Genomic DNA, 23,229 nt, shown 5'->3' on the forward strand with positions numbered 1-23,229 from the left:
TTCCCAGCGCCGATGGTACTGCACTCGGGAGGGTGTGGGAGAGTAGGTCACCGCCGGACAATTGTTAGGTGAGGGCGGGAAGAGGACCCCTGTTGAGGGGTTCTCTTCCCGCCCTTTCCGTTTTTATGTGTGTGGGATCTTTCTTGTGTTGTGGGGGGTGTCGGGTTTTCTGGCAGGCGGGGCTGCGGCTTTGGGGGGCGGGTGTTCCGTTTGGGGTTGGTGTTCTGTTGTTCGTGGCTGGCGCTGTGCAGGGGTCGGGCCTGGCTGACATCAGCGTCTCGGTCGGAGCTGCAGCTGCTCGGCCTGTCGATCTAGAAACTGTCGGCCACCCAGGCCTGAGTGGTCCAGCTAAGGTGCTTCGGCGGATCTAGCGGTTCGGGCCGCCGGAGCACGTGGTCCGGCGGCCCGCGAACCCGCGGTCGGGCCCGACGGCTGGGGCGATCGGTGAGTCAGCAGCCGGGGCGTGACCGCCGCCTCACCACGGTGCACCACCCGGACGCCCTCCACCAGCTCCTCGGGGGAGATGTTCGTGGGTAGAAAGCCCGAGGCCCCGGCCCGCAGCGCGTCGACGACGTACTCGCCAAGGACTACGTTGCAGGCGGGCGGTAGCCACCTGGTCTGCGACCGGGCGTCGGCCACAGACCAGGCGCGGCTGTCAGCTTCTCGGCGTGTTCCACCATGACGTCGTGGTGGACAGGTCGCGTTCGACGTTGGTGACGCAGTGGATGTCGCCGCCGACGGTGCCGACGTGGTGGGCGTAGTCCCAGTCCTCGATCCAGTGGACCCGGACGCCGACCTTCTGCAGCGCCCGTTCGATGGCCTCGGCGAAGACGTCCGCACCGGCTCGCCGCGGGCCGTGCTGTTTGGGGGCCAGGTAGCCGCCGGTGCCGGTGCTGACACCGTTGGCGGCGTTGGGCAGGTAGGCCGCCGTGACGTTCTGACGCGGATAATCCTTAGGCAGGGCGACCTTGGTGTAGAGCACCGGGATCCGGACGATGTCGTCCTCGGTGATGTCGGCCTGCTCACGCAGTTGCCGTAGCGCCTTGTCGACGCCTTGGGCCGCGATGCGGGTGCCGTTCACCAGGGCCTTGTCTCGTACCGCCTGGGAGACCGTCATTGCGGGGTGGTCGGTCTTCGCCGGTTTCACGCCCTGGACCAAGCGCCGGTTCCCGCCGCCGGTGCCGGCGAGGTCTTGGAGGAGCTTCATGGCCATACGCGGGTCGGCGACCACCGCGGCCCAGCCCCGCTTGTTACGGGCGGGAACGAAGTGCAGGAACTCATCGAGGTGCCCGACGCCGAGCCAGCCGGTGTCCACGACGACCGGATCCTGGTAGCCCTGCGCGGCCAGCATTTTGGTGAACGCCGGATCCGGGGAGAACCTGCCCGCGCCGCCGTACACGATCCGGCCGGTGGGATAGCCCTGATGGGGCGGGATCGTCCCGAAGTTGCCCGGGGAGCTGGGCGATCCGTAGTAGAGGTTGACGTCCGGCTGGTCGACACGGGCGGCGTCGAACTGCTGGACACCGGCCACACCGGGCCCGCGCAGCTTGGTGAAGACCGGGCGCGAGGCGTCACGCAGCGGCCGGTCGCGGGCGGGCAGCTTCGGCATGACGGCTGGCGATCTGAGGTCCACCACGATGCGGTGCTCCTTGCCGTCCGGTCCCGGCATCGAGGCGTACGCGGCCTTATACATGTCACCGATCCACTGGTCTCCGCCGGCGGGCCACTCACGGGACGGCTTGTGCAGGCCCGCGGCGTTCAGGGCCCGCCGCAGATCCCGGCGGTAGGCCTGCGCTCCCGGCACGGTCTTGCGGGCGGCCTTGCGTCCTTCAAGAGTTTCGGGCGCCTCGGGGCTGGCCACGACCGCCCGCTCCAGCGGCAAGAGATCGTGCTGGAAGAGGACCGGGGCGACGCGCAGCCGGACCCGGTCGGTTCTCGTGCTTGCCGAGCTGACGACGGTCAAGGTGAGATCGGTGACTCCCGACCAAACGGCGGGGTCCCTGATGACGTCGCGGGCTTCGATCGCGAGTCGCACCCCGCGGCGCAGCTCGTTCGCGGAGATCCGGCCAGCGGTGACCCACTTTCCCTCTCGCTCGACGAAGAGGCGGACTTTGCCGCGTGAGCGCACGTCGGGAACCACGGTCGCCTCCGCCTCAGGGGAGATGTGTGGCATCGCGGGTATCTCCAGGCGGGCGAGATCCGCGAGGTCGGCCGCGCCGTTCACCACCTCGTCCGCGGCATCGTTGCAGGCGGCCAGCACGGCGTCCGAAAGACGGGCCCCCTTCGGGCCCGTCGTGCGACAGCTGGATTGATCGTCATCTACGTTCGGCAGCATGATGGCGCCGCGGGCCGCGGTCCAGGTGTCGTCCCCCGCGTCATCATCGGCCGTCAGACGGCCGTCGCGGTTGCTGTCGGCGCGCAGCAGAACCTCTGAAGGCGTGGCGGCCGCCGCGGTGGCGGTCGGCCCGGCGAGCACCACGATCGAGGTGAGCGCTGCGAGGCCGCCGCGTAGACGTGGCAAGTGATCAGACATGGGAGAAGCTTCGTGGCGGAGACCTCGCCTACATATCGGCCATACGATCGATATCCTGTCCAACGCTTCGTCCACATGGCTGGGGCCACGCCGAGCCGAGAGCCGGCTCAACATGCGGTTGGGGGTTGTTCTGAGTTCGGATCATGCTGCCGGGTGGAGGCTGCGGAGCCAGATGACCGCTCCGCGTAAATGGAGTCCGGCGAGGTAGCTGGCGGGGGTGTCCCTATGGGATTCGTCAAGCGATGATCTGGAAGCGCTGGTGCTGGTAATCGTCAGGCGTCGCTCTCGGTCCGGTCGTCGCTGAGGACGGGTTCGGGCAGGGTGCCGGCGTTGTGTTCGACGAGCCGCCAGCCTTTGCGGCCTTCTTCGAGGATGGACCAGCAGCCGTTGGACAGCCCGACGGAGCGGCTAACTACTGCTCGCCCGAGACGAAGCCAACCTGGTCTTCTCGATGATCTCCAAACGATACGAGAAAGGCTCCATCCTGCTGACCAGCCACGAAGCCGAGTGAGGCCAGGTCTTCGGCTCCAGAGTTCCTCTGGGAAGCCGAGCCAGCGCAGCATACCGATGCGTATGGCGGCGCCGTGGGACACGACGACGAGGAGGCCTCCATCGGGGATGCGTTCCAGGGCGCGTTCGAGGGCGGCGCTGAACCGTTTCGCGACCTGTTCGCCGGTTTCGCCGCTGGGGGGTTGCCAGATGGCGTGTTCGTCGGGGTAGCGGGTGCGGATCTCGTGGTTGGTGAGTCCTTCCCAGACGCCGCCGCTGCGTTCGATGAGGTCGGGATCGTGGGTGACGGTGAGTCCGGTGGTGTCGGCGAGGGCTCGGGCGGTGGCCGCGGCGCGTTGCAGCGGGGAGGAGACGATCGCGGTGGGGCGTAGAGCGGCGAGGAGTCGGGCGGCGCGGGCGGCCTGTTCGGTGCCGACGGCGTCCAGCGGAATGTCGGTCGTGCCTTGGAAGCGGCGTTCGACGTTCCATGCCGTCTGGCCGTGCCGCCACAGGACGATCTTGCGCGATCCGCCTCCAGCCGTCACTGGCCCTCCCCGGCGCGTACGCGCTGCGCTGCATGGGCGTTGATGTTCTCGGCGGCGATCCGGACCAGCCGGGTGGCCTTGTCGGATGCGGTCACGGTGGTGTCGTGTTCCTCCCAGCGGGGGGTTGGGTCGTCAGTCACGATAGAGCCTCGCTTATTGACCGGTCAGCAGTTTCATGCCGATGTCCTGGTTGCGGGCTCGGCGATGAGCCGTCACGACGTGGATGTTATGGGCGGGCTCGTGCGGGGTTGCTCATGCGGCGTGGGCGGTGGGATTGCGGTCGGGTTGGTAGGGCTGCTTGTCGCGGAGCATGGCGTAGATGACGTCGCTGCGGCGGCGGGCCAGGCAGATGACGGCGGCGTTGTGTTTCTTGCTCTCGGCTCTCTTCTTGTCGTAGTAGGTCCTGCTAGCGGGGTCGGACAGGGACACGAACGCGGACAGGAACGTGGCCCGTTTCAGGCTCTTGTTGCCGCCTTGTTGGATCTGCACTGAACGTCTCGATCGCGGCCCACGTGTCCTGCTGAACGGGTGTGAGGTTCAGTCCGCGTGGCAGGTGAGTCCGGCGGCGGGCAGGGTTCCGTCGCGAAAGTAGGTGTTCACCGCGTTGTCCACACAGGCGTTCGGCAGGCGGCCGAAGATGCCGTGCATGCGCACGTCCTGGAGGGTGACCAGGCGGGAGCCGGACATCGCCCGGTGCAGGTTCACGCCTTCCTGGTAGACGGTGCGGGTGTCGCGGGTGGCTTGGACGATCAGGGCGGGGACGTCGTTGCGCACAGTGGTCTTGGGCTCGCGGGGCGACGGCCAGAACGCGCAGGCGGTGATGTTGTTCGCGTACGGCCCGAATACCGGCTGGCTCGCCCGGCTGCGCTGGATGGTGCGCCAGTACCACCGCGGGTCGCGGGGCACAGCGGCGTCACCGCAGATCACGGCCGCCTGGCCGGACAGGTCCTGGGGCCGGCCCGTCAGCGTGAAGCGCAGTTCGTCGTCGAAGTCCTTGGTCGGCTGGACCGGTTTGCCCTCGGCAGCGTCGGCGATCTGCCGGACCCGCGCGGCCAGGTGGGCGTTGTAGCGGGCATCGGGCAGCAGCGTGAACAGCGTCATGGGCAGGAACCGCTCGTCCAGGAGGTGTTCGCCGATGCGGATCGGCGAGTCGGCCGCCTGCCTGATCAGGCCCTCGACCCGGGCCCGAACCTGTCGGCCGGTCGTGCCGAGGTGGTAGTCGGCGTCGCGGGCCGCGGTCCAGTCCGCCCACTCATCCAGTGCGGCCTCGTTGATCGGCCCTTGGTTCCTGATCGACCCGGCCATGTACGCGGTCGGGTCGATCGCGCTGTCCAGGACGATCCGGTCGCTGCGGTGCGGGAACATTTGGGTGAAGACCGCGCCGAGGTAGGTGCCGTAGGACATGCCGAAGTAGGAGAGCTTCGCCTCGCCCAGGGCGGCGCGGACGACGTCCATGTCCCGCGCGGTGTTGCGGGTGGTGATGTGGGCGATCCTGTCGCCCTCCTTGCGCGCGCACCGCCGTGCGAGATCGGCCTGGGTCCGTACGGCCTCGCTGAAGTCTGCCCGATCCAGCCCGGCCGACCAGAGCATGTGCCCGATGGGCCACGCGCAGTCGATCGCCGCGCTCCGCCCGACGCCCCGCGGGTCCATACCGATCAGGTCGTAACGGGAGGAGACCTCAGGGGTCATCGCCCCTCGGATGTAGAGCATGAAGTGCAGGCCTTCGCCGCCGGGACCGCCGGGGTTGGAGAGCATGATCCCGCGGCGGCGCTTGGTGTCGGTGGCCTTCAGCCGCGAGATCGCCACCTTGATCGTTCGGCCCTGCGGCTCGGAGTAGTCCAGTGGCACCGTGATCTCGGCGCATTGGGCGCCCGCCTGGTCCAGCGCGGCGTCCCCGCAGGCCTTCCACTCGACGGCTTGCTCGTAGAAGCGGCTCAGAGTCTCGGCGCCGGCCACGCCGGTCCCGGTCAGCACCCCGGTTCCCACCGTCAGCGCGGCGAGTACAGCAGCTACCCGTTTCATCACTCATCGTCCTCGGATAAGGGGAGTTCGCAGGCGCGCCACGGGCTGCAGGTGGATCGACCGAGGCGCGCACCACAGAGAGAATGAAGCAACCGTAGTTGACTAATCCGAAGATAGTCAACCCAAGTTGCTTATCTCCTGGAGCCTCGTCGGCCCGCCGATGCGGCCCTCTGCTTGGGTCCATGTCAGCCTCATTGCGGTGGCGGCCAGGCCTTGCTTCATAGGTGACCGCCTATGAAGCAGCGCGCGCGGCGGGGGTGGCAGCCACGCTCGTGGTACACGAGCACAAGCGGCTCGGCTGCGGCCTCGACCTCGCCGAGCAGCTGTGCGCCGCCGACATCGGCCAGGAGTTCCTCGCCAGCGACCTGTAAGGCGCCCACGATCCCTCAGGTGTGGTGTTCACCGTGCTCGCAGCCCTGTCCGGAATGGAGCGCGAGTGCATCCGCGACCGCACCCTGGAAGGCCGCGAATCCGCCCGCGCCCGCGGCAAGGCCATCGGCGGCGCCGGCGTCACCGACAAGCCGCCCTCGAAACCAAAGATCTGAAGCGGGCTGCGTCGGTGCCGAAACGTACGCCAACGCCTTCGAGCGCGCCTCATGCGGTGCCCCATCCTGGCCTGCGGGAATGCGCTTACCGTACGAAACGGTTCCGTTGCAGGTCCACCCCCTGGCCGTGGCCCGTTCTCGGGTTGAGGCCGACTTGCCGTCGACGTCCTGTAGTGGTGACTGGGGGCGTCGAGCGGCGCTGTTAGGCGGATGCTCTATCGGGAATGGAGGGTGAAGACCTGGCGAGGGCGACATTCGCGCTCGTCGTAGGTGAAGTCCACGCCCGCCTCGCGGGCGGTGACGAAGGACGCCTTGTAGGTGTCCTCTGACTCCCATTGGCCGGTGGTGACGACGGCGTCACCGTCATTCGTGACCCAGCAGTCGGCGGACAGACATCCTGGTGTCACTCGTATGGCTTCGACGGCCTGCTGTGCGCGGGCGATGAACTCGTCAAAGAGTTTTGGCTCGGGGTAGTGGAAGGCGACCAATCCAACTGTCATCCCGCTGCTACCTCCTTCGGTTGACATGGGCGCGGACGCGCCCGATGTGGCATACCGTCAAATATACGGCACCGTATATTTGGTGGCTGATTCGAATGGTGGGTTGGTCGGTCCAGCAGGCGATGATGGCCAGCCATGGTCGCCGTCATGCGCACACCACGCAGCAGCTGGATCGAGGAGCGTGCGGAAGTCGTCTCCCGTGCCGCCAGCCTCCTGCTCGAAGCCGGCACCAATCCGTAATGTCCTGTCGTCCGGGCTTCGGTTGGGCGGTCGGGTCGCGATTTATGTCGCGGGTCACTAATACTTTCGGATGATTCGGCGCCTCCAGGACGGCGACCTTGGTCGAGGGAGCACAGGCTTGCGGTCGATGTGGTGCTGGAGCGTCGGCCTCTACCGTCAATGTCGTGGTGTTGAGCCTGCTGGACCGTCCGCCCGTGCCGTGCTCGGGGCGCGGCGGTTGGCGCGCAGTTGTGCGGGGACCTGGTGGCCGACGCGAAGCTGTGCAGGGCGTGGCGGCTGGCGCGGACTTGTGTAGGACGCGGCTGTTGACACCAAGCTGTGCAGTCGAAGAGACAGAGGCTGGAGTGAAGAGCTGTGCGGTCTCTGGAGATTTGCTGGAGGAGGGGCGCTGTCGATGACATCTGATGTGTCGTCATCTCCCGATCAGACAGTGGTGGCCCGGCCGGTGGGGGAGCGAGTCCTCGTCTGGTGTGGGGCTCCGCTGTTGGGAGCCGGGGCCGGGTGGCTGCTGAAGGTCGTTGCCGACTGGGCGACGTCGTTGCCATGGACCCCGTTTCAAAAGCCCCTGGAACTCATTGCGTCATTGCCGGCTGGGCCGGTCACGATCGCCGTCGTGGCCCTCGGGAGCGTTGCCGGGCTGGTGGTCGCGTTTCTCGCCGAGCGGGACTACGTGACGGTAGTCGTCGATGACGACCAGGTCACCATCGCGTACCGGGAGTCGCGGCGGGAGGTGCGGCGCGCGTCGATCGAGGCGGTGTTTCTCGACCGAAAGCGGCTCGTGCTCCTCGGCCACGCGACTGAGGAGCTCGTCCGGCAGACTGGCGACCTGCCTGATGCCAAACGGCTCAGCGATGCCTTCCAAGCGCACGGCTACCCCTGGCGATCGGGCGGCGACCCGCACGGGAACGATTTTCGGCGCTGGGTGGCAGATCATCCGGACCTTTCCGCTGCCGCCCACGCCTTCCTCAAGGCACGCGAACGAGCACTGGATCAGGGCGACGGCGGGGACGCCGAGCAGCTACGCGCGGAGCTGGCCGAGCATGGCATCGTGGTTCGTGAGGAGGGCAAGCGCCAGTACTGGCGCCGCACCAACCAGGCGTCGGAGAGCTCGGACGACCTGGGCGGTTAGACCTCGATTTGTTGGCCTGAGGCGGCCGCGATGCCGGGCCGCCGAAGAACGTCTCGAACACGTCGATGGCAGGCTGGCCCGGCGAGCGTCGGGCGTATGGCCGGAAGGGTTGTGCGGGTGGAGAACGCCGTGATCGTGGCCCGTGATGAGGACCAGGTGCCCGCCCCGGCCAGGCGCGGGCGCCACCGGTGGCGGCCGGCGTCTTGAGAGACCCTGCGCCGCGCAATGCGGAGGAGGCGTAGGCGGTGGTGGCCCGCGCACGGCGAGGGCCTAAGCCTACGGCTCGGTCTGGTGTGAGCAGGACGACGAGTTGCAGCGTCCCGCAGGGGCCTGAAATGGACTACCGGCCCCTGCAGGAGGCACGCACCACCTGCCCGGTTCGCGTTGAGTAACGGGTGAGCAGCCGTTCCGTACTAGCGAGTGCTCACCTGTTCGTTACGTCAGAATCCGGGCGGTGGAGTCACGCCTGCCCCTGGCTCGACGTGCAGGATGATCACTCCGTCGTGGTACGTTTCGGCTGTCGCCACCTTCCAACTTGGATCGACGCGGGAAGCGGGCACTTCCTCGTAGCGAACGCCCACGCCCCCGTCCCGGAGCGGCCAGTCGAGTTGGTAAGCCACCTTCAGGTCGTGGTCGCGCACGACCTGTACCGCCTCGGCCACCGAACGTCCCTGAAGCTTCACACCGGCCAGCGCTTCACCTGGCAGGCTCGCATCGACAGGGGAGGCGTACTTCTCGCCTGGCTTCGCCAGGCGGCCTAGGAGGAGCTGCGCGGGCCCCTTGAGGTCAGCGGTGACGCCGAAGGCCGTCAGGCACCCTTCGACACGCTTGCCACAGGCGGATTTGGTGTAAGACGTGGTGGACGACATGCGGGAGCCGGGAGAATTCGCGTCGAAGTCGGCGTAGCTCTCGACGTCTTGCGGCGCGACGGGGACCAGCTTGACCGTGATGTTGTCCAGCCCGACCTTCCGGAAGGCCTTCTCCAACTCGGCAGGATCGGGATCGCCGTCAGTGATGTAGAAGTTGTACCATTCACCGTCGCGGTCAATGGTCACGGCCTGGCTGGCGTACACCTGCTCGGCCCCCTTGAAGAGGGATGGCCCGACGACAAAGGCTCCAGCCAGGACAACCGAAGCGGCCAGGCCCAGCAGCGCGCGCCGGGGTGACGGCGTGAGCCGCCGCCGCCGGGCCGGCTCCTGCTCCAGCAGGACGATCTCCGCCAGCAGCGCGTCCGCCCCCGCGGTGGACGCCCGGCCGGCCAGGTCCTCGTCCAGCACCCGGGCCCGGTTCTTGAAGATCTGGTCGTTGTTCACCGTGACTCCTTCTCGATGAGCGGCCGCGCTTCGAGGCGGGGCATGGATCGGCGGGTCTTCTCCAGCGCTTTGGCGAAGCGCTTGCGGGCCCGGTGCAGGCGTATGCGTGCGGCGTTGCGTGAGCAGCCCAGCACTGCGGCGATCTCTCCGGGGTCGAGTTCCTCCCAGAAGGCCAGGGCCAGCAGCTCGCGATCATCGTCGGAGAGCATTTCCATGGCCTCGCCCGCTTCGTCAGTCCCGGTCTGAAGAGAGGGCGGGGCGTAGAGGACTTCAACCTCGGACGTGAGTTCGACGTGCCGGGTGGCTCTGCGTCGTTCGCCACGACGGTGGTTGGATAGGGTCCGCCGGGCCACACCATACAGCCAGAGTCTGCCAGCCTCGCCATGCGGAAGCTCCGCTATCCGCCGCCACGCGATCACGTAGGTCTCGGCCACGACATCGGCCGCGTCCTCGGGAGAGGAACACCGCCGCATGGCGTAACCAAGGATCTGTTCATATGTTTGCCGGTACATGGTTTCGAACCGGTGCCGGCTGCTTGCTTCATCCACGCGTCATCCTCATCCAGACCCTCCGAACGCTTTTGGGTTTCGCTTTCTACGTGTCCGCGAGCGACGGCAGAATTTCAGGCCCGGTGCAGAATCCCCGACGGGATCGAGAGCACCTCGGTCGCTGGCGCGGTTGGTTCCCGGCCGAACGCCACCAAGCAGATACGCCAGCGTCGCAGCCGCCGTTGACCGGTACCTCGACTCCAAGCAGAACAAGACCACCCGTGACAGCTACGCCGAGACCCTCACACGCCTCACGGCGCTCGCCGGGAACGAGCCCGCCGCCGTGCTGACGGCCGAGGACTACGCCGCGGTGATGGACCGGTGGGACGGTGCGGCGGCCGCGACCTGGAACCGGCACCTGTCGGCGCTGACGTCGTTCACCGCCTGGGCAGGGCGACAGGAGATCCTCGCCCCCAACCCCGCCCGCCGCCTGGAGCGCCGTAAGCCCGTCCGCCGCGGTGACCGCTCGATCCCGCGCGCCCGGCTGGACAAGCTGTTCACCGACGACCGGCACGGCCTGCGCGAGCGGGTGTTGTGGCGGATGCTGTACGAGACCGCCGCCCGCGCCGAGGAACTCCTGTCCCTCAACATCGAGGACCTGGACCTGGAGTTCCGGTGCGGCCGCGTCCGCTCCAAGGGCGGCGCGATCGAGTACGTCCACTGGGCCACCGGCACCGCCCGTCTCCTGCCCCGGCTGCTGCGAGGCCGCGCCTCCGGACCGCTCTTCCTCGCCGACCGGCGTGCCCCCGCCTCCGGGCCGCGAGCCCCGGCGGCCGCCGACATCTGTTCCGAGACCGGTCGCGGCCGGCTACCCGCGCGCCGAGTACCTCTTCAAGACGGGAACCGCCGCCCTCGATCCGCACAAGAACGGCTGGACGCTCCACCAACTGCGACACAGCGCGCTCCAGCATCTGGCCGCCGACGGCCGCACTGCCCTCGAACTGCAAGCCAAATCCCGCCACCAGCACCTCGCCAGCCTCGGCCGCTACGTCCAAATCGGCGAACGGACCTCCGCCCAGGTCACCGCCGACGCCGCCCCCGCCGCAAACCTCGCTGACCCCCGCTACGCCTTCATCAGACCGGCCCGGACGCCTTGGACGGGCCGGTCCGCCACCTCTCCCCGGAGTTCCACGCGTGCGCCGCCAACGACGCCACGAACTCTCCCTCGAAGTCCGCGAAGTCCTTCAACCCGAAGATCTTTTGGATCTGGCCGGCGTGCTCGCGGTGCGTCTCCTCCCGTTGCGCGTACTTCTTCAGGCAGGACGCGTCCTGAATCCCCAGCTGCTCGGCCAGGCAGTCGATCACCTCGGTCGGCACCCCGTTCAACGGATCCGTCAGGAACCTGCCGACATATCGGACCGTCGTGAGTTGGACGGCATAGCCGAGCCGGTTGTGCGGACCCCGGCACCTCTTCACCAGCCTGCGATCCGCGTCGTCAACGTTCGCAGAGACGGCGTCTGCGCAGCCCATCCCGCCGAGTGTGATGGAACGGGAACGTACGCCAGGCCGCTTCACCGCCCGCGTTCCACCGTCACGGTTGAGCTGCGGGAACGGGCTTAGCGTACGCTTTCGTTCCGCCACACTCTGCCCCCCGCTTCCTGCGGTCTGTGGGGCGGCGTCGCCTGCGGGTTTGTGCTCCGGGCGGGCCTGGGGTCCGTGTTTCCTGCGGGGCCGTGCTTCCTGGGGGCTGCGGGTTGGCAACTCCTGAGGGTGCCGCACGGGCCTGGGGGGCCGTGGCTCCTGTGGATTCCTCGTTCTCCTGTGGAGTCGCGGGTCCGCGTCGCCTGCGGGTTCGTGCTTCCTGTGGGCCTGCGCGCCCGTGCCTCTGCGGGCCTGGCGCCCACGCGCCCGTGCCTGCGCCGTGTCGACGGTGCCGCTGCCGCCGCTTCGTCGGGTGCGGCTCGGGCAGCCGATGGGCTGGCAGTTTGATGCGGGTGCTGCCCGTGGTGCACACAGCGACTCGACGACGGTGTCCGTGCGCAGCGACACGGCGACGGTGTCCGTGCGCAGCGACTCGGCGGGGTTTTTGACGTTGTCGAAGGGAGCCTCAGACGTGCAGGTCGGCTGTGAGGACGGTGACGGCGCGGCCCGAAAGGTCGACGCGGTCGCCCCTGGCGGTGACCCGGACGAGGCCGCCTCGTTGGGAGAGCTGGGCTCCCACCAGGTCGTTGCGGCCGAGGCGGGCCGCCCAGTACGGCGCGAGGGCGCAGTGGGCCGAGCCGGTTACCGGGTCTTCCGGGACGCCCACCCTGGGGGCGAAGAAGCGGGAGACGAAGTCGGTATTCGTGCCTCTCGCGGTGACGATGACACCTCTTGCGTCGATTGCGCGAAGGGCCTCGATGTCCGGTCTGAGGGCGCGTACCGCTTCCTCTGATTCCAACTCCACCAGCAAGTCGAGATTGCTCTTGCCCACCTGCTCCACTGCAGCTCCGAGGGCTTTCTCGAGGTTGGGTGGCGGTGTGGTGGGTGTCACTTCCTTGGCCGGGAAATCCATCGTGATCATGCCGTCGGGGCTGCGATTCACCGTGAGCGTTCCGCTGGCCGTGGTGAATTCGAGCCGTCCGGTGGCGGCGCCCGTCGAATAGAGGACGTGCGCTGTAGCGAGCGTGGCGTGCCCGCAGAGGGAGACCTCGACCACGGGGGTGAACCAGCGGAGGGAATCGCCGAGCAGGAAGGCGGTCTCGGAGAGGTTCATCTCGGCCGCCACGGCCTGCATCCACGTGTCGGGAGCCGAAGACTCCAGCAGGCAGACGGCGGCGGGATTACCCTGGAAAGGACTGTCGGTGAAGGCGTCTACAGTGAACACTCGCATGTTCCGAGGCTAGCGGGGGTGCGATATCCGGGTGAAACCTGGATGCCAGGCGTACAAAATGGAAATGGTCGTGGGCGTGTCGCATGGCGAACACGGAATCGTCGGTTACCGTCCAATGTGTGGGGACGTGCCGATTGCGGTGAGTTCCTGAGGAAAGGACAAACCGATGGGGGCAGTGCGCAAGGTGGTGAGCTACCTTGGCCTGGGCGGGATCGACCAATACGAAGACGGCTACGACGACGAGCAGTACGAAGAGGAGTACATGCCGGCGGCGGAGCGGGCGGCCAGGAGGTGGCGTTCGACCGTCGACTCGTCGCGGATCGTCATGGTGCAGCCGCTCAAGTACAACGACGCGCCGATGATCGGTCAGCACTTCCGTGAGGGGCAGACGGTCATCATGGACGTGACGGGCATGCCGATGCCCGAGGCCACCCGCATGGTGGACTTCGCGGCCGGGCTGGCCTACGGGTGCGAGGGCCGGATCGAGCGCATCGCAGACCGAGTCTTCCTGCTCGCGCCGGCGCACGTGGAGATCGAGACCACCTAGTAGGTGCTAGGCCGCTCGCGGGCCGCGACGGATCAGCCGGGTCAGCTCGGCCGAGTCGTCGGCGGCCTGCTTCGCGCGTGCGTCCGCTTCGCGCGCGTACGCGTGTAGTGCCCAGAAGGCACCGTCTGCCAGCTCTTTGAGTTCGGCCAGTTGGGCGGCCACGTACCGGGAGTCTGCTTCGATCGCCTTGCGGCGCTGCCAGAGTTGCCACCCGGCGAGCCCGAGCAGGGCCGCGCCGAGCACGGCGAGCGGCCAGCCGACGGCGACGGAGCCGGCCAGGCAGGCGATGCCGGCCACCATCAGGACGATCGCGCCCCAGGGCCAGCGGCGTGGCATGACCCCCTCGGCCACGATCGCGTTCTCGGCCTCGGCCAGCGACCTCTCGTCGGGGCCCTCCGGGCGCAGTTCGACCGAGTGGCCGAGCAGTGTCACGGTCACGGTCGCCGGCGGCATCAGGCGGGTGTCCTCTTCGAGCTCTTGCGCCAGGCCGCGCAGGATCGGGGCCGCCACGTGCAGCGCGATCGCCGCCAGGTGCGGGTCGGCGCCGGGGCGCAGGTCGTCGAGGAGATGCGAGGTCAGCGAGGCCATCGGGCCCGAGGGGCCGCCCTGCCCGATCAGCGAGCGGAGGACGGCCAACGGCTCGTCCTCGGCCCAGGCCGCGGCAGGGCTGGACGAGTTGTTGGTGAGCGGGGCCGAGGAGACGGGTTCGGCCTGGCGGGTCGAGGTGATCTCGGCGCAGCGGGCGCGCAGCCTGGCGAGCCGGGCGGCGGCCTGCGCGGGCTTGGCGAGTTCGGGGATCTCCGCCATCTCGGGGAAGTCGGCCAGCGAGGGCGGTACGACGACGGACGGCTCGCTGGGGGCGAGCGCCTGCACCCACTCGTGCACGTCCGCGTGTTCGGGGACGGCGACCGCGTCGAGCTTGCGCAGCACGAAGATCTTCCCGGCGGGGCCGTAGGCGCCTCGGGCGGCGGCGCGCCAGAGGGCGCGCTGGCCGTGGCTGACCGGCCGGTCGATGGCGAGGTCGCCGAAGGCGGTGCCGAGCCAGGACGCGTGGATGCGGCTGCCATGACCTGCGACGGCCAGGGCGAGGCAGAGGAAGAGCGCGGTCTGCTGCTGGTCGCGGCCGGCGGCGCGGCTCAGTGGTTCGAGCGGGTCGGCGCCGCTGAGGATCATGGTCAGCGCCTCGACGGCGGCGGGCAGCCAGTTGCCCGGAATGTCGCGGAAGCCCGGGGGAGCGGGAGGCATGGTGCCGTTCGCGGCGAGATGTGCCAGCAGTGCTTCGGCGTAGCGCTGGAGCTCCGTCGCGGCTTGGGGGCTCGCGGTCAGGTCCGTGCTCAAGGCAGAAGACTCCCCCATGTCGGCCTCAGTCATGACCGCGTAAAGCCTAGCCGGGGGGCGCGCCAACCAGGTGGAGGCGCGCCCTACTCCGGAGCGGAACAAAGCCGGTCTTACATGCGATCGGGGACAGGAACCCCCAGAAGGTGGAGGCCGTCGTGCAGCACGCGGAGGGTCAGCGCGCAGAGCGCGAGCCTGGAAGCCCGTGTCTCGGGGTCGACGCCCTCCTTGATGACCGGGCAGTTCTCGACGAACGCGGTGAACGTGGTGGCGGTCGCGTAGAGGAAGGCGGCCAGCCGGTGCGGCTCGCTCAGGGCGGCCACCTGCTCGACCACGGCCCCGAAGCCCAGCACCTGCAGGGCCAGCGCCCGCTCGGCCGGGTGCCCGAGAGTGATGGGCCCGGTCGCGGTGGCGGGGTCGATGTCGCCACGGCGGAAGATCGAGCGGATTCTGGCCTGCGCGTACTGCAGGTAGGGAGCGGTGTTGCCGGTGAAGGCGAGCATGCGGTCGAAGTCGAAGACGTACTCGCTGTCGTGGCTGACCGACAGGTCGGCGTACTTGACCGCGCCCATGCCCACGGCCCGGGCGATCTCCGCGCGGGTCGCGTCGTCGTAGCCGCGCTCGTCGAGGAGGGCATCGGCCCTGTCGACGGCCTCCTGCAGGAGGTCCATCAGCTTGATGGACTCGCCGGAGCGGGTCTTGAACCTGCGGCCGTCCTTGCCGAGCATCATGCCGATCTGGACGTGCTCGGCCGACACCGTGTCGGGCAGCCAGCCCGCCAGCCGCGCTGCCGCGAACACCATGCGGAAGTGCAGCGCCTGGTCGGCGCCCACCACGTACAGGACGCGGTCGGCCTTGAGGTCGTCGACGCGGTAGCGGACGGCCGCCATGTCGGTGGTCGCATATCCGTAGCCGCCGTCGCTCTTCCTGATGATGAGCGGCAGCGGCTTGTCGTCGGAGCCGGTGAAGCCGGGCGGGAACACGCACAGCGCGCCCTCGCTCAGCACCGCGACCCCGGCGGCCTGGAGGTCGTCGCAGGTCTTCTCGAGCATCGGGTTGTAGATGCTCTCGCCGGCGATGTCGGCGTCGGTGAGCGTGACGCCGAGCAGGCCGTAGATCTTGTCGAAGTAGCGGACGGTGGCGTCCATGAAGACGTGCCAGAGCCGGATGGTCTCGGGGTCGCCCGACTGCAGCGTGGTCACCCGGACGCGTGAGCGCTGCTTGAACGTCTCGTCGCTGTCGAACTTGGCCCGGGCGGCCTGGTAGTACTCGGTGCCCATGCCGGCTTCGAGCTGCGCGATCGCGGCTTCCTCGCCGATGTCGAGCAGGTGCTCGATGAGCATGCCGAACGGGGTGCCCCAGTCGCCCAGGTGGTTCTGCCTGATGACGTGGTTGCCGAGGAGCTCGTGGACGCGGGCCAGAGAGTCGCCGACGATGGTGGTGCGCAGGTGGCCGACGTGCATCTCCTTGGCCGCGTTGGGCGCGGAGTAGTCGATCACCACGGTCTGCGACGGCGCGGCCGTGCCGACGCCGGTGCGCGGGTCGGCGAGCATCTCGGCGGCCTCGGACGCGATCCACGAGTCGTCGAGGGTGATATTGAGGAAGCCGGGGCCGCTGACCTCCACCGTGCCGGGGAAGTCGGAGAGTGCGGCCTTGAGCGTCTCAGCGACCTCCCGCGGGGCCCGTCGCAGTCGCTTGGCCAGGCTCATTGCGACGTTCGCCTGGAAGTCGGCGAACTGGGAGGGCCGGATCAGCGGGTCTGCATCGGCGTACTCAGAACCGAACGCGTTCGCCAGCGCCTGCTGGACGCGCTCGGTGAGCACTATCTGCGGGTCGGTCATGGTCTAAGAGTACCGGCGACCTTGACCGCGGCGCTGATGACTATTGCGGCAATCACGGAGATTCCGACGGCCGTCAGATCGTTGCTGATGTCGCCGGGGACGAGCGCGAAGAATTGCCGGACGAACGGGATGAGCAGGGCCACCCCGAACAGCACGGCCATGGCCGCGACGAGGCCGATCCGCCACCAGGTGAGGGGCCGGGCGATCAGCACCAGCACCCACCAGGTGGTGAGGAAGAGCGCGATCACCGCCGAGGTCTGGTCCTCGACCAGGGTGGACGTGCTGGTGTGCGCGGCCCAGAACGCCGCGAACACCGCGGCGGCGCAGAGCACCCCGGCCGGGACGGCGAAGCGCAGCACTCTGGGCACGAACCCGGGCTTCGAGCGCTCCAGGGTGGGGGCGAGCGCGAGGAAGAACGCCGGGATGCCGATGGTCAGCGCGTTGACCAGCGTCGAGTGGCGCGGCGCGAACGGGAACTGCAGCCCGACGACGCCCACCAGCAGCGACAGCGCGATCGCGTAGAAGGTCTTGGTGAGGAACAGGTTCGAGATCCGCTCGATGTTGGCCAGCACCCGGCGTCCCTCGCCGACCACGTGGGGGAGGGTGGCGAACCGGTTGTCGAGCAGCACGACCTGGGCCACGGCCTTGGTGGCGGGGCTGCCGGCGCCCATCGCGATGCCCAGGTCGGCGTCCTTGAGGGCGAGCACGTCGTTGACGCCGTCGCCGGTCATCGCCACGGTGTGGCCGCGCGACTGGAGCGCGCCGACGAACAGGCGCTTCTGCCTGGGGGTGACGCGGCCGAAGACGGTGTTGGCGTCGAGCAGTTCGGCGAGCTTGTCCTGGTCGTCGTCGGGCAGCGTGCGGGCGTCGATGGCGCGATCACCGTCCGGGATGCCCAGGCTGGTGGCGATGGCGGAGACCGCGTCGGGGTTGTCGCCAGAGATCACTTTGACTGTGACGCCCTGCTTGGCGAAGTACTCCAGGGTCTGGTGTGCGTCGGGCCGGATGCGCTGCTTGAGGGTGATCAGCGCGACGGGTTCGACGTCGCCGCCGGCCTCGGCGGACGGCAGGCCGTCGGCGCGGCACAGCGCCAGCACCCTGGTTCCGGTGGCGGCGAGCTCGGCGGCCCTGTCGTACCCGTCGGCGCCGGCGTCGAGCAGGACGTCGGGCGCCCCCAGCACCCAGGCGCCGTGCCGGCCGAAGTCGGCGCCGCTCCACTTGCGGGCGGAGGAGAAGGGCACGGTCGCGGTGGCGGCCCACCCGTCGGGGACGGCGTCGTAGCGTGCCTGGATGGCCAGGGCCGTGGCGTTGGGCCGGTGGTCGGCGCCGGCCAGGGCGGCGAGCGCGTCGTCGACCGGCTGGTCGTCGCGCAGGCGCAGGACCTGGTCGAGGTCCATGCCGCCCGCGGTGAGCGTGCCCGTCTTGTCGAGGCAGAGGACGTTCACCCTGGCCAGGCCCTCGATCGCGGGCAGCTCCTGCACCAGGCACTTGCGCCGGCCCAGGCGGACCACGCCGACGGCGAAGGCGATCGACGTCATCAGCACCAGACCCTCGGGGATCATGGTGACGATGCCCGCGACGGCGCCGGTGATGGCGGTGCCGAAGTCGGTGGAGTGGCGCAGCTGGCTGTAGAGCAGCAGCGCGCCGATCGGGATGACCAGCCAGGTGATGTACTTGATGAAGTTGGCGACGCCGTCGCGCAGCTCCGAGTGGGCGAGGTGGAACTTGCTGGCCTCCTCGGCCAGCCGCACGGCGTAGGCGTCGGTGCCGACCTTGGTGGCGACGAACGAGCCTGACCCCGCCACGGCGAAGCTGCCGGAGAGCACCTGGTCGCCCTCGTGCTTGTGCACCGGGTCGGCCTCGCCCGTGAGCAGCGACTCGTCGACCTCCAGCCCGTCGGACTCGACGACCTCGCCGTCGACGAGCAGGCGGTCGCCGGGGCCGAGCAGGATCAGGTCGCCGAGCACCACCTGGCGCGGCTGGATCTCCTGGTCCCGTCCGTCGCGGCGGACCCGTACCGGGGCCTCGTTGATCACGGCCAGCTTGTCGAGGGTGCGCTTGGCGCGCAGCTCCTGGACGATGCCGATCAGTGTGTTGGCGACGATGACCAGGCCGAACAGGCTGTCCTGCCAGTGCCCGAAGATCAGGATCAGCACCCACAGGACGCCGATGACCAGGTTGAAGAGCGTGAAGACGTTGGCTCTGACGATCGCGGCCAGCGATCTGCTCGATCGCCGCGGCACGACGTTGGCCTTCGCCTCGGCAACCTGTGCTGAGGTGAGCCCGTCCACACAACCCCCCGTTTCTGTGGATCTGCCCCAGACTACGGGGTTACCACAGTCTGTGTGATCGATGCGAGGCGGTGATTCTGTCACCGATCCTGGCCACGATGCCGCGCGCGGACAGGTCGGCGGCGAGTTGGCAGGCGGCGCTGATGGCCGGCGCCCTGGACGAGCCGTGCGCGATGACCATGGTGCCGTTCAGGCCGAGCAGGACGGCGCCCCCGTGGGCCTCGGCGTCGAGCCGATGGCTCAGCTCGCGCAGGCGCGAGCGCTGCATGAACGCGCCGATCCTGGCCACCTTGCTGTCGCTGATGGCCTCCCTGAGCTCGCGGAAGGCGTAGCGGACGGCGCCTTCCATGGTCTTCAAGGCCACGTTGCCCGTGAAGCCGTCGGTGACGATCACGTCGACGCTGCCGGTGAGCAGGTCGTGGCCCTCGACGTTGCCGGCGAAGTCGAGGCCCGGGGAGGTCTGGAGCAGTTCGTGGGCTCGCCTGACGACCTTGTTGCCCTTCTCGGCCTCGCTGCCGATGGTGAGCAGGCCGATCCTGGGCTTGGCGACGCCGTAGGCCAGCTCGGCGTAGGCCGCGCCGAGGTGCGCGAACTGCACCAGCATCTCCGGCTTGGCCTCGGCGTTGGCGCCCGCGTCCAGGAGGAGCGTGGGGTGGGGCAGCGTGGGGAGGGCGACGGCGATGGCGGGCCTGAGCACGCCCTGCTGGGCCTTGAGCCTGAGCCTGCCGGTGGCCACGATGCCCGCCGTCGAGCCCGCCGACACCACCGCCGACACGTCGCCGCGGCGCAGCAGGTGGCAGGCGATCGCGATGCTGGAGCGGGGGCGGCGCAGGCTGGCCAGCGCGCCCTCGTCCATCGCCAGGGCCTCCTCGGCGCGGACGATCGGGATCTCCTTGGCCGCGTCGTGATCGGCGAGCGCCTCGTACAGGACGCGTGGCGAGCCGACGAGCACCACCGGCAGCCCGCGCTCGCGCACGGCGTGGACCGCCCCCGCCACGATCTCGTGCGGCGCGTGGTCGCCGCCCATGGCGTCAAGCGCGATCGGCCTGCTGTCGGACAAATGGTCACCTCGTGCGGCATGCGAGCCCGCCGCCACGGCTCGGCCGGGTGCGAGTTCGGGTATCTCCGCATCGTAGGCAAGGCGGAGGCCAGGTTGACCGGCGGGTAGGCCGGTTCCCCGCTAGGCGAGGTTCCAGTCGGTGACTGCGCGCGACACGATCACCTTCGAGAACGTCGACCTGCCCACGATGCGGATGAGCGGGCCGTCGCCCTCGGAGCCGCCGGTCACGCTCCGCTTGCCGAACGTGGAGCCGCCCTCGTCGATGACGCGGGCGTTGTCGGGGACGCGGACGATCAGCTTGCCGAAGCAGGCGTCGGCCTCGATCGTGATCTCGCGGCCCGGCAGCACGGCCTCCGACAGGTCGACGATGAGCGCGCCGAACCTGGCCGACAGCTTGGTGTGCCGGGAGGCGACCCAGCGGCCCTTCCGAATGGTCTTGCTGAACGTGGAGTCGATCGTCTGCTGTTCGACGGTGGCGGGGGCGGCGCTCACGGACACGTCCGGCAGGTCGCGGGTGAGGGGGACGAGCTCGCCGACGGTCTTGGCCGTGTAGGCCGCTTCCAGGCGGTCGGCGTGCTCGACGCTGGTGAGTCTTCCGGTGGCGAGTGCCTCGCCGAGCACCGCGGCCACGCGGTCGCGGTCGGCGTCGGAGGCGCGAAGGACGGGGTCGTCGGTCACGGTTAGAGAGTGTATGCCCATTCGCGATATGTCGCGAGTGGTGTTTTCCTCCAAGGAAACTTGGAGCCCAGCGGAACCGGAGGTGAGGTCCGCCGCGTCCGGGATATAAGAGCCTTAGACGCGCGACAGGGTCGTGAGGTTTACCGCCGACCGGACAAAAAAGATGGGAAATGCCTAGTGATCTTGAACCAACCGGGAACACGGCGCTTCCGGGCGTACACGTCCAAGCATCTCGACGAGCTTCTGCAGCGTGCGGGGCTCGGTGACGAGGAGCGGCTGAAGGTCCGGGCCGTCGCCACGGTCCTGCCCTTCAGGACCAACGCCTACGTCGTGGATGAACTCATCGACTGGTCGGCGGCGCCCGACGATCCCATATACCGCCTGGTCTTCCCGCAGGAGGACATGCTTCCCGCGGCGGACGTCGCCAGGCTGGCCGACCTGCTGAAGGCCGAGGCGCCCAACGCGGAGGTCCAGGCCGAGGCGAACAGGGTGCGGGCTCAGCTCAACCCGCACCCGGCAGGTCAGAAGGAACTCAACGTGCCGCGGATCGGCGACGAGCCGGTGCCGGGCATGCAGCACAAGTACTCGGAAACCGTGCTGTTCTTCCCCAAGCAGGGGCAGACCTGCCACGCCTACTGCACGTACTGCTTCCGGTGGGCGCAGTTCGTCGGCGACGCGGACCTGAAGTTCGCCTCCGACGACATCGACCAGATGGTCGGCTACATCCGTCAGCATCCCGAGGTCACCAGCGTGCTGATCACCGGCGGCGACGCCATGATCATGGGCGAGCCGGTGATCAAGCGGTACATCGAGCCGCTGATCGGCCTCGAACAGCTCGAGTCGATCAGGATCGGCACCAAGGCGCTGGCGTACTGGCCGCAGCGCTTCACCACCGACCCCGACGCGGCCGACACGCTCAAGCTCTTCGAGCAGGTGGTGGACGCCGGCAAGAACCTCGCGTTCATGGCGCACTTCACGCACCCGCGGGAGCTGGAGTCGCCGATGGTCGAGGCGGCGGTCAAGGGGATACTCGGCTCCGGCGCCACGATCAGGACTCAGGCGCCGCTGATCAGGACGATCAACGACGATCCCGAGATCTGGTCGGGCATGTGGCGGCGGCAGCTGCGCATGGGCATGATCCCGTACTACATGTTCGTCGAGCGCGACACCGGCCCGCAGGACTACTTCGCGGTCCCGCTGGCGCGCGCGTACGAGATCTTCAGGGACGCGTACGCGTCCGTCTCCGGGCTCTGCCGGACCGTTCGCGGGCCCTCCATGTCGGCCACGCCGGGCAAGGTGTGCGTCGACGGCGTCACCGAGATCGCGGGCGAGCGGGTGTTCGTCCTTCACTTCATCCAGGCCCGTGACGCCTCGCTGGTCGGGCGGCCGTTCTTCGCGCGGTACGACCCGACGGCGGTGTGGCTGACGGATCTGCGCCCGGCTTTCGCCGACCGCTTCCCGTTCGAGTCGGAGGACGCGCTGCTCATGGTCTGAGCGGTCAAGCGCGTGCCCTGCTAGCGGAAAATCTGCGCCGCGGCCCGTGACATTTGTTTTTCCAGACGCTTGTTCACGGGCCGTGTGGCCGCCGCTTCCGCTCGCGGGAGACGTCGACGGAATATCGGAAATAGCCCCCTGCTATTTGCCGACTTGTCTCCCCGTCCGGCCGCCCTTTCTTGATCGCCAACCGGCTCCTCAACCGAGCTGTGGACGGGCTTTTCCGCGCTCACGGCCGGTTGTGCGGGGTGATAGAACTGCGTGTGCAGCTCAGCCGGGACGGCGCGTTCGGTGTGGTGCCCACAGCGCGTACGCCGCGGCAATCGGGGGTTTTCGATTCGCATTTCCACTGCGTTCCAGAGCGATCGATCAGAGCCGGGAAGGCAATCATGAAACGTGCAGGAAAGGCGGCTTTTGCCGTCGCGACATTCGGGCTGGCGGTCGCGCTGGCCGCGCCCGCGTACGCGAGCGACGATCCGGTGAGCGGCCTGCTGGGCAGGTTGCTGGGCGGCGGGTCGTCACTCGGCGGGCTCTCGCTGAGCGGCGGGCCGCTGGGTGGAGGGCTGCCGGGCTTGCTGGCCGCGTCGGGGGCTCACGACGCGCTCGGGCAGGCCCGTCTGGGCGTCGCGGGCGAGTCCGGCAGCGTCCAGGGCGACCTCGACGGTGTCGACGGGTCCGGCAGTGTCCAGGGTCGCCTGAACGGTGTCAACGGCTCCGGCAGCGTCCAAGGTGGCCTGAGCAGCGTTCAGGGTGGCCTGGACGCCGTCAGCGGGCCGGGCGGCGTCAACGAGCCGGGCGGCGTTCAGTGGCTGCTCGCGCCGGTCGCCGGTCTGGGAGGCGTCGGCGGGCCTGGTGGCGTCCGCGGCACGCTCTCCTCGGCCGACGACCCGGCCGGTGCCGCCTCCGGCGCGCTGGACGACGGCGCCGGCAGCCTGTCCGGGCTGGACGCCGCCGTCAGGCAGGCGCTCCCCAGCACGACCCCGGTGCGGCTCGCGCCGCTGCCGGGGAAGGTCGCGCCGAGCGAGACCGCGCCAGTCGTCCGGGCTCTGCCCGGCGTCGGCAGGGCCGCCACCGTCGACGGGATCGCCCCGCTCGTCGAGGACGCGTCCAGAGCCGGTGCCTCCCAGGGGGTGCGGGTGGCCGATGCCTACAACGACGTGCTGACCGGTGTCGCCTGGGCCACGGAGAGGCTGACGGCCGCCGTCGGCCGCTGACGTGGCCATGGCGTGCCATGGAGACCGTCCGCTGAACGCCGAAGCGGAGGTCCGCGAGTGTCCCGGTGCCGGAGCTCGATGGATCGGACGTGG

At 69.0% G+C, this 23,229-nt stretch carries 21 protein-coding genes and 1 pseudogene; 7 read left to right on the forward strand and 15 right to left on the reverse strand.

Annotation, left to right across the window (positions count from 1 at the left end):
- Positions 1-655: 655 nt before the first annotated feature.
- The 5 genes and pseudogenes from ABT294_RS21280 to ABT294_RS21305 form a co-directional block, all read right to left on the reverse strand.
- On the reverse strand, positions 656-2,533 hold the full coding sequence (locus tag ABT294_RS21280) for a protein-arginine deiminase family protein (RefSeq protein ID WP_350807814.1): 1,878 nt from the start codon (positions 2,531-2,533) through the stop codon (positions 656-658).
- A 272-nt stretch (positions 2,534-2,805) separates the two neighbouring features.
- Positions 2,806-3,567 (reverse strand): histidine phosphatase family protein, encoded by a 762-nt coding sequence (locus tag ABT294_RS21290; protein WP_502912090.1) that lies wholly within the window; start codon positions 3,565-3,567, stop codon positions 2,806-2,808.
- Positions 3,564-3,707, reverse strand: a complete 144-nt coding sequence (locus ABT294_RS21295) for a hypothetical protein (protein WP_350807815.1) — start codon at positions 3,705-3,707, stop codon at positions 3,564-3,566. Before ABT294_RS21295 ends, ABT294_RS21290 begins: the two co-directional genes overlap by 4 nt.
- Before the next feature lie 112 nt (positions 3,708-3,819).
- Positions 3,820-4,095 (reverse strand): annotated as a pseudogene (locus tag ABT294_RS21300) (IS110 family transposase); the annotation flags it as partial.
- 9 nt (positions 4,096-4,104) lie between these two features.
- A complete protein-coding gene (locus ABT294_RS21305) occupies positions 4,105-5,589 on the reverse strand; it encodes an alpha/beta hydrolase (protein ID WP_350807817.1) in 1,485 nt (494 codons plus the stop codon).
- Between the two features lie 224 nt (positions 5,590-5,813).
- Here ABT294_RS21305 and ABT294_RS21310 point away from each other — a divergent pair, with 224 nt between their 5' ends.
- Positions 5,814-5,960, forward strand: a complete 147-nt coding sequence (locus ABT294_RS21310) for a hypothetical protein (protein ID WP_350807818.1) — start codon at positions 5,814-5,816, stop codon at positions 5,958-5,960.
- Positions 5,961-5,981: 21 nt separating this feature from the next.
- Positions 5,982-6,134 carry a recombinase family protein gene (locus ABT294_RS21315; RefSeq protein WP_350807819.1) on the forward strand — a complete coding sequence of 51 codons (153 nt, stop codon included), beginning with the start codon at positions 5,982-5,984 and terminating at the stop codon, positions 6,132-6,134.
- Between the two features lie 215 nt (positions 6,135-6,349).
- On the opposite strand, the gene ABT294_RS21320 is transcribed toward ABT294_RS21315, so the two are convergent.
- Positions 6,350-6,634, reverse strand: coding sequence for an antibiotic biosynthesis monooxygenase (locus tag ABT294_RS21320; protein WP_350807820.1), 285 nt, complete (start codon positions 6,632-6,634; stop codon positions 6,350-6,352).
- Between the two features lie 634 nt (positions 6,635-7,268).
- On the opposite strand from ABT294_RS21320, the gene ABT294_RS21325 reads away from it, so the two are divergent.
- Positions 7,269-8,003: a YqeB family protein gene (locus ABT294_RS21325; RefSeq protein ID WP_350807821.1), complete on the forward strand. Its 735-nt coding sequence runs from the start codon at positions 7,269-7,271 to the stop codon at positions 8,001-8,003.
- Positions 8,004-8,443: 440 nt separating this feature from the next.
- Here the strand turns inward: ABT294_RS21325 and ABT294_RS21330 are convergent, their stop codons facing one another.
- Both ABT294_RS21330 and ABT294_RS21335 read right to left on the reverse strand, forming a co-directional pair.
- On the reverse strand, positions 8,444-9,316 hold the full coding sequence (locus ABT294_RS21330) for a hypothetical protein (protein WP_350807822.1): 873 nt from the start codon (positions 9,314-9,316) through the stop codon (positions 8,444-8,446).
- Positions 9,313-9,828: an RNA polymerase sigma factor gene (locus tag ABT294_RS21335; protein WP_502912100.1), complete on the reverse strand. Its 516-nt coding sequence runs from the start codon at positions 9,826-9,828 to the stop codon at positions 9,313-9,315. Before ABT294_RS21335 ends, ABT294_RS21330 begins: the two co-directional genes overlap by 4 nt.
- 166 nt (positions 9,829-9,994) lie before the next feature.
- Between ABT294_RS21335 and ABT294_RS21340 the strand changes: the two genes are divergently transcribed.
- On the forward strand, positions 9,995-10,921 hold the full coding sequence (locus tag ABT294_RS21340) for a site-specific integrase (protein WP_350807824.1): 927 nt from the start codon (positions 9,995-9,997) through the stop codon (positions 10,919-10,921).
- A gap of 17 nt (positions 10,922-10,938) precedes the next feature.
- On the opposite strand, the gene ABT294_RS21345 is transcribed toward ABT294_RS21340, so the two are convergent.
- On the reverse strand, positions 10,939-11,334 hold the full coding sequence (locus ABT294_RS21345) for a DUF4158 domain-containing protein (RefSeq protein ID WP_350807825.1): 396 nt from the start codon (positions 11,332-11,334) through the stop codon (positions 10,939-10,941).
- Positions 11,335-11,911: 577 nt separating this feature from the next.
- Entirely contained in the window at positions 11,912-12,676 is a 765-nt protein-coding gene (locus tag ABT294_RS21350; RefSeq protein WP_350807826.1) for a PhzF family phenazine biosynthesis protein, read from the reverse strand.
- Positions 12,677-12,842: 166 nt separating this feature from the next.
- Here ABT294_RS21350 and ABT294_RS21355 point away from each other — a divergent pair, with 166 nt between their 5' ends.
- The gene (locus ABT294_RS21355) at positions 12,843-13,223 is read left to right on the forward strand and encodes a cell division protein SepF (protein ID WP_350807827.1); all 381 of its coding nucleotides are present in this window, start codon (positions 12,843-12,845) and stop codon (positions 13,221-13,223) included.
- Between the two features lie 6 nt (positions 13,224-13,229).
- Here the strand turns inward: ABT294_RS21355 and ABT294_RS21360 are convergent, their stop codons facing one another.
- From ABT294_RS21360 to ABT294_RS21380, 5 genes are all read right to left on the reverse strand, one after another.
- Positions 13,230-14,561 (reverse strand): hypothetical protein, encoded by a 1,332-nt coding sequence (locus tag ABT294_RS21360; RefSeq protein WP_350807829.1) that lies wholly within the window; start codon positions 14,559-14,561, stop codon positions 13,230-13,232.
- A 110-nt stretch (positions 14,562-14,671) separates the two neighbouring features.
- Positions 14,672-16,399: an arginine--tRNA ligase gene (argS, locus tag ABT294_RS21365; protein ID WP_350807830.1), complete on the reverse strand. Its 1,728-nt coding sequence runs from the start codon at positions 16,397-16,399 to the stop codon at positions 14,672-14,674.
- Positions 16,396-18,690, reverse strand: coding sequence for an HAD-IC family P-type ATPase (locus ABT294_RS21370; RefSeq protein ID WP_350807831.1), 2,295 nt, complete (start codon positions 18,688-18,690; stop codon positions 16,396-16,398). Before ABT294_RS21370 ends, argS begins: the two co-directional genes overlap by 4 nt.
- 40 nt (positions 18,691-18,730) lie before the next feature.
- Positions 18,731-19,750, reverse strand: coding sequence for a phosphate acyltransferase PlsX (gene plsX / locus ABT294_RS21375; RefSeq protein ID WP_350807832.1), 1,020 nt, complete (start codon positions 19,748-19,750; stop codon positions 18,731-18,733).
- 120 nt (positions 19,751-19,870) lie between these two features.
- Positions 19,871-20,428 carry a DUF1707 SHOCT-like domain-containing protein gene (locus tag ABT294_RS21380; RefSeq protein WP_350807833.1) on the reverse strand — a complete coding sequence of 186 codons (558 nt, stop codon included), beginning with the start codon at positions 20,426-20,428 and terminating at the stop codon, positions 19,871-19,873.
- Between the two features lie 177 nt (positions 20,429-20,605).
- On the opposite strand from ABT294_RS21380, the gene ABT294_RS21385 reads away from it, so the two are divergent.
- Positions 20,606-21,922: a KamA family radical SAM protein gene (locus tag ABT294_RS21385; protein ID WP_350807834.1), complete on the forward strand. Its 1,317-nt coding sequence runs from the start codon at positions 20,606-20,608 to the stop codon at positions 21,920-21,922.
- Positions 21,923-22,311: 389 nt separating this feature from the next.
- Positions 22,312-23,136 carry a hypothetical protein gene (locus ABT294_RS21390; RefSeq protein ID WP_350807836.1) on the forward strand — a complete coding sequence of 275 codons (825 nt, stop codon included), beginning with the start codon at positions 22,312-22,314 and terminating at the stop codon, positions 23,134-23,136.
- Positions 23,137-23,229: the final 93 nt, after the last annotated feature.

The sequence above is a fragment of the Nonomuraea sp. NPDC000554 genome, assembly GCF_040300065.1.
In the GTDB taxonomy this organism is placed as follows: Bacteria; Actinomycetota; Actinomycetes; order Streptosporangiales; family Streptosporangiaceae; genus Nonomuraea.

Bases quoted from the DNA above. Each gene is read 5' to 3' on its own strand.
- ABT294_RS21280 (WP_350807814.1), bottom strand. From the start codon at position 2,533: ATGTCTGATCACTTGCCACGTCTACGCGGCGGCCTCGCAGCGCTCACC.
- ABT294_RS21305 (WP_350807817.1), bottom strand. From the start codon at position 5,589: ATGAAACGGGTAGCTGCTGTACTCGCCGCGCTGACGGTGGGAACCGGG.
- ABT294_RS21320 (WP_350807820.1), bottom strand. From the start codon at position 6,634: ATGACAGTTGGATTGGTCGCCTTCCACTACCCCGAGCCAAAACTCTTT.
- ABT294_RS21325 (WP_350807821.1), top strand. From the start codon at position 7,269: ATGACATCTGATGTGTCGTCATCTCCCGATCAGACAGTGGTGGCCCGG.
- ABT294_RS21335 (WP_502912100.1), bottom strand. From the start codon at position 9,828: ATGTACCGGCAAACATATGAACAGATCCTTGGTTACGCCATGCGGCGG.
- ABT294_RS21345 (WP_350807825.1), bottom strand. From the start codon at position 11,334: ATGGGCTGCGCAGACGCCGTCTCTGCGAACGTTGACGACGCGGATCGC.
- ABT294_RS21350 (WP_350807826.1), bottom strand. From the start codon at position 12,676: ATGCGAGTGTTCACTGTAGACGCCTTCACCGACAGTCCTTTCCAGGGT.
- ABT294_RS21355 (WP_350807827.1), top strand. From the start codon at position 12,843: ATGGGGGCAGTGCGCAAGGTGGTGAGCTACCTTGGCCTGGGCGGGATC.
- argS (WP_350807830.1), bottom strand. From the start codon at position 16,399: ATGACCGACCCGCAGATAGTGCTCACCGAGCGCGTCCAGCAGGCGCTG.
- ABT294_RS21390 (WP_350807836.1), top strand. From the start codon at position 22,312: ATGAAACGTGCAGGAAAGGCGGCTTTTGCCGTCGCGACATTCGGGCTG.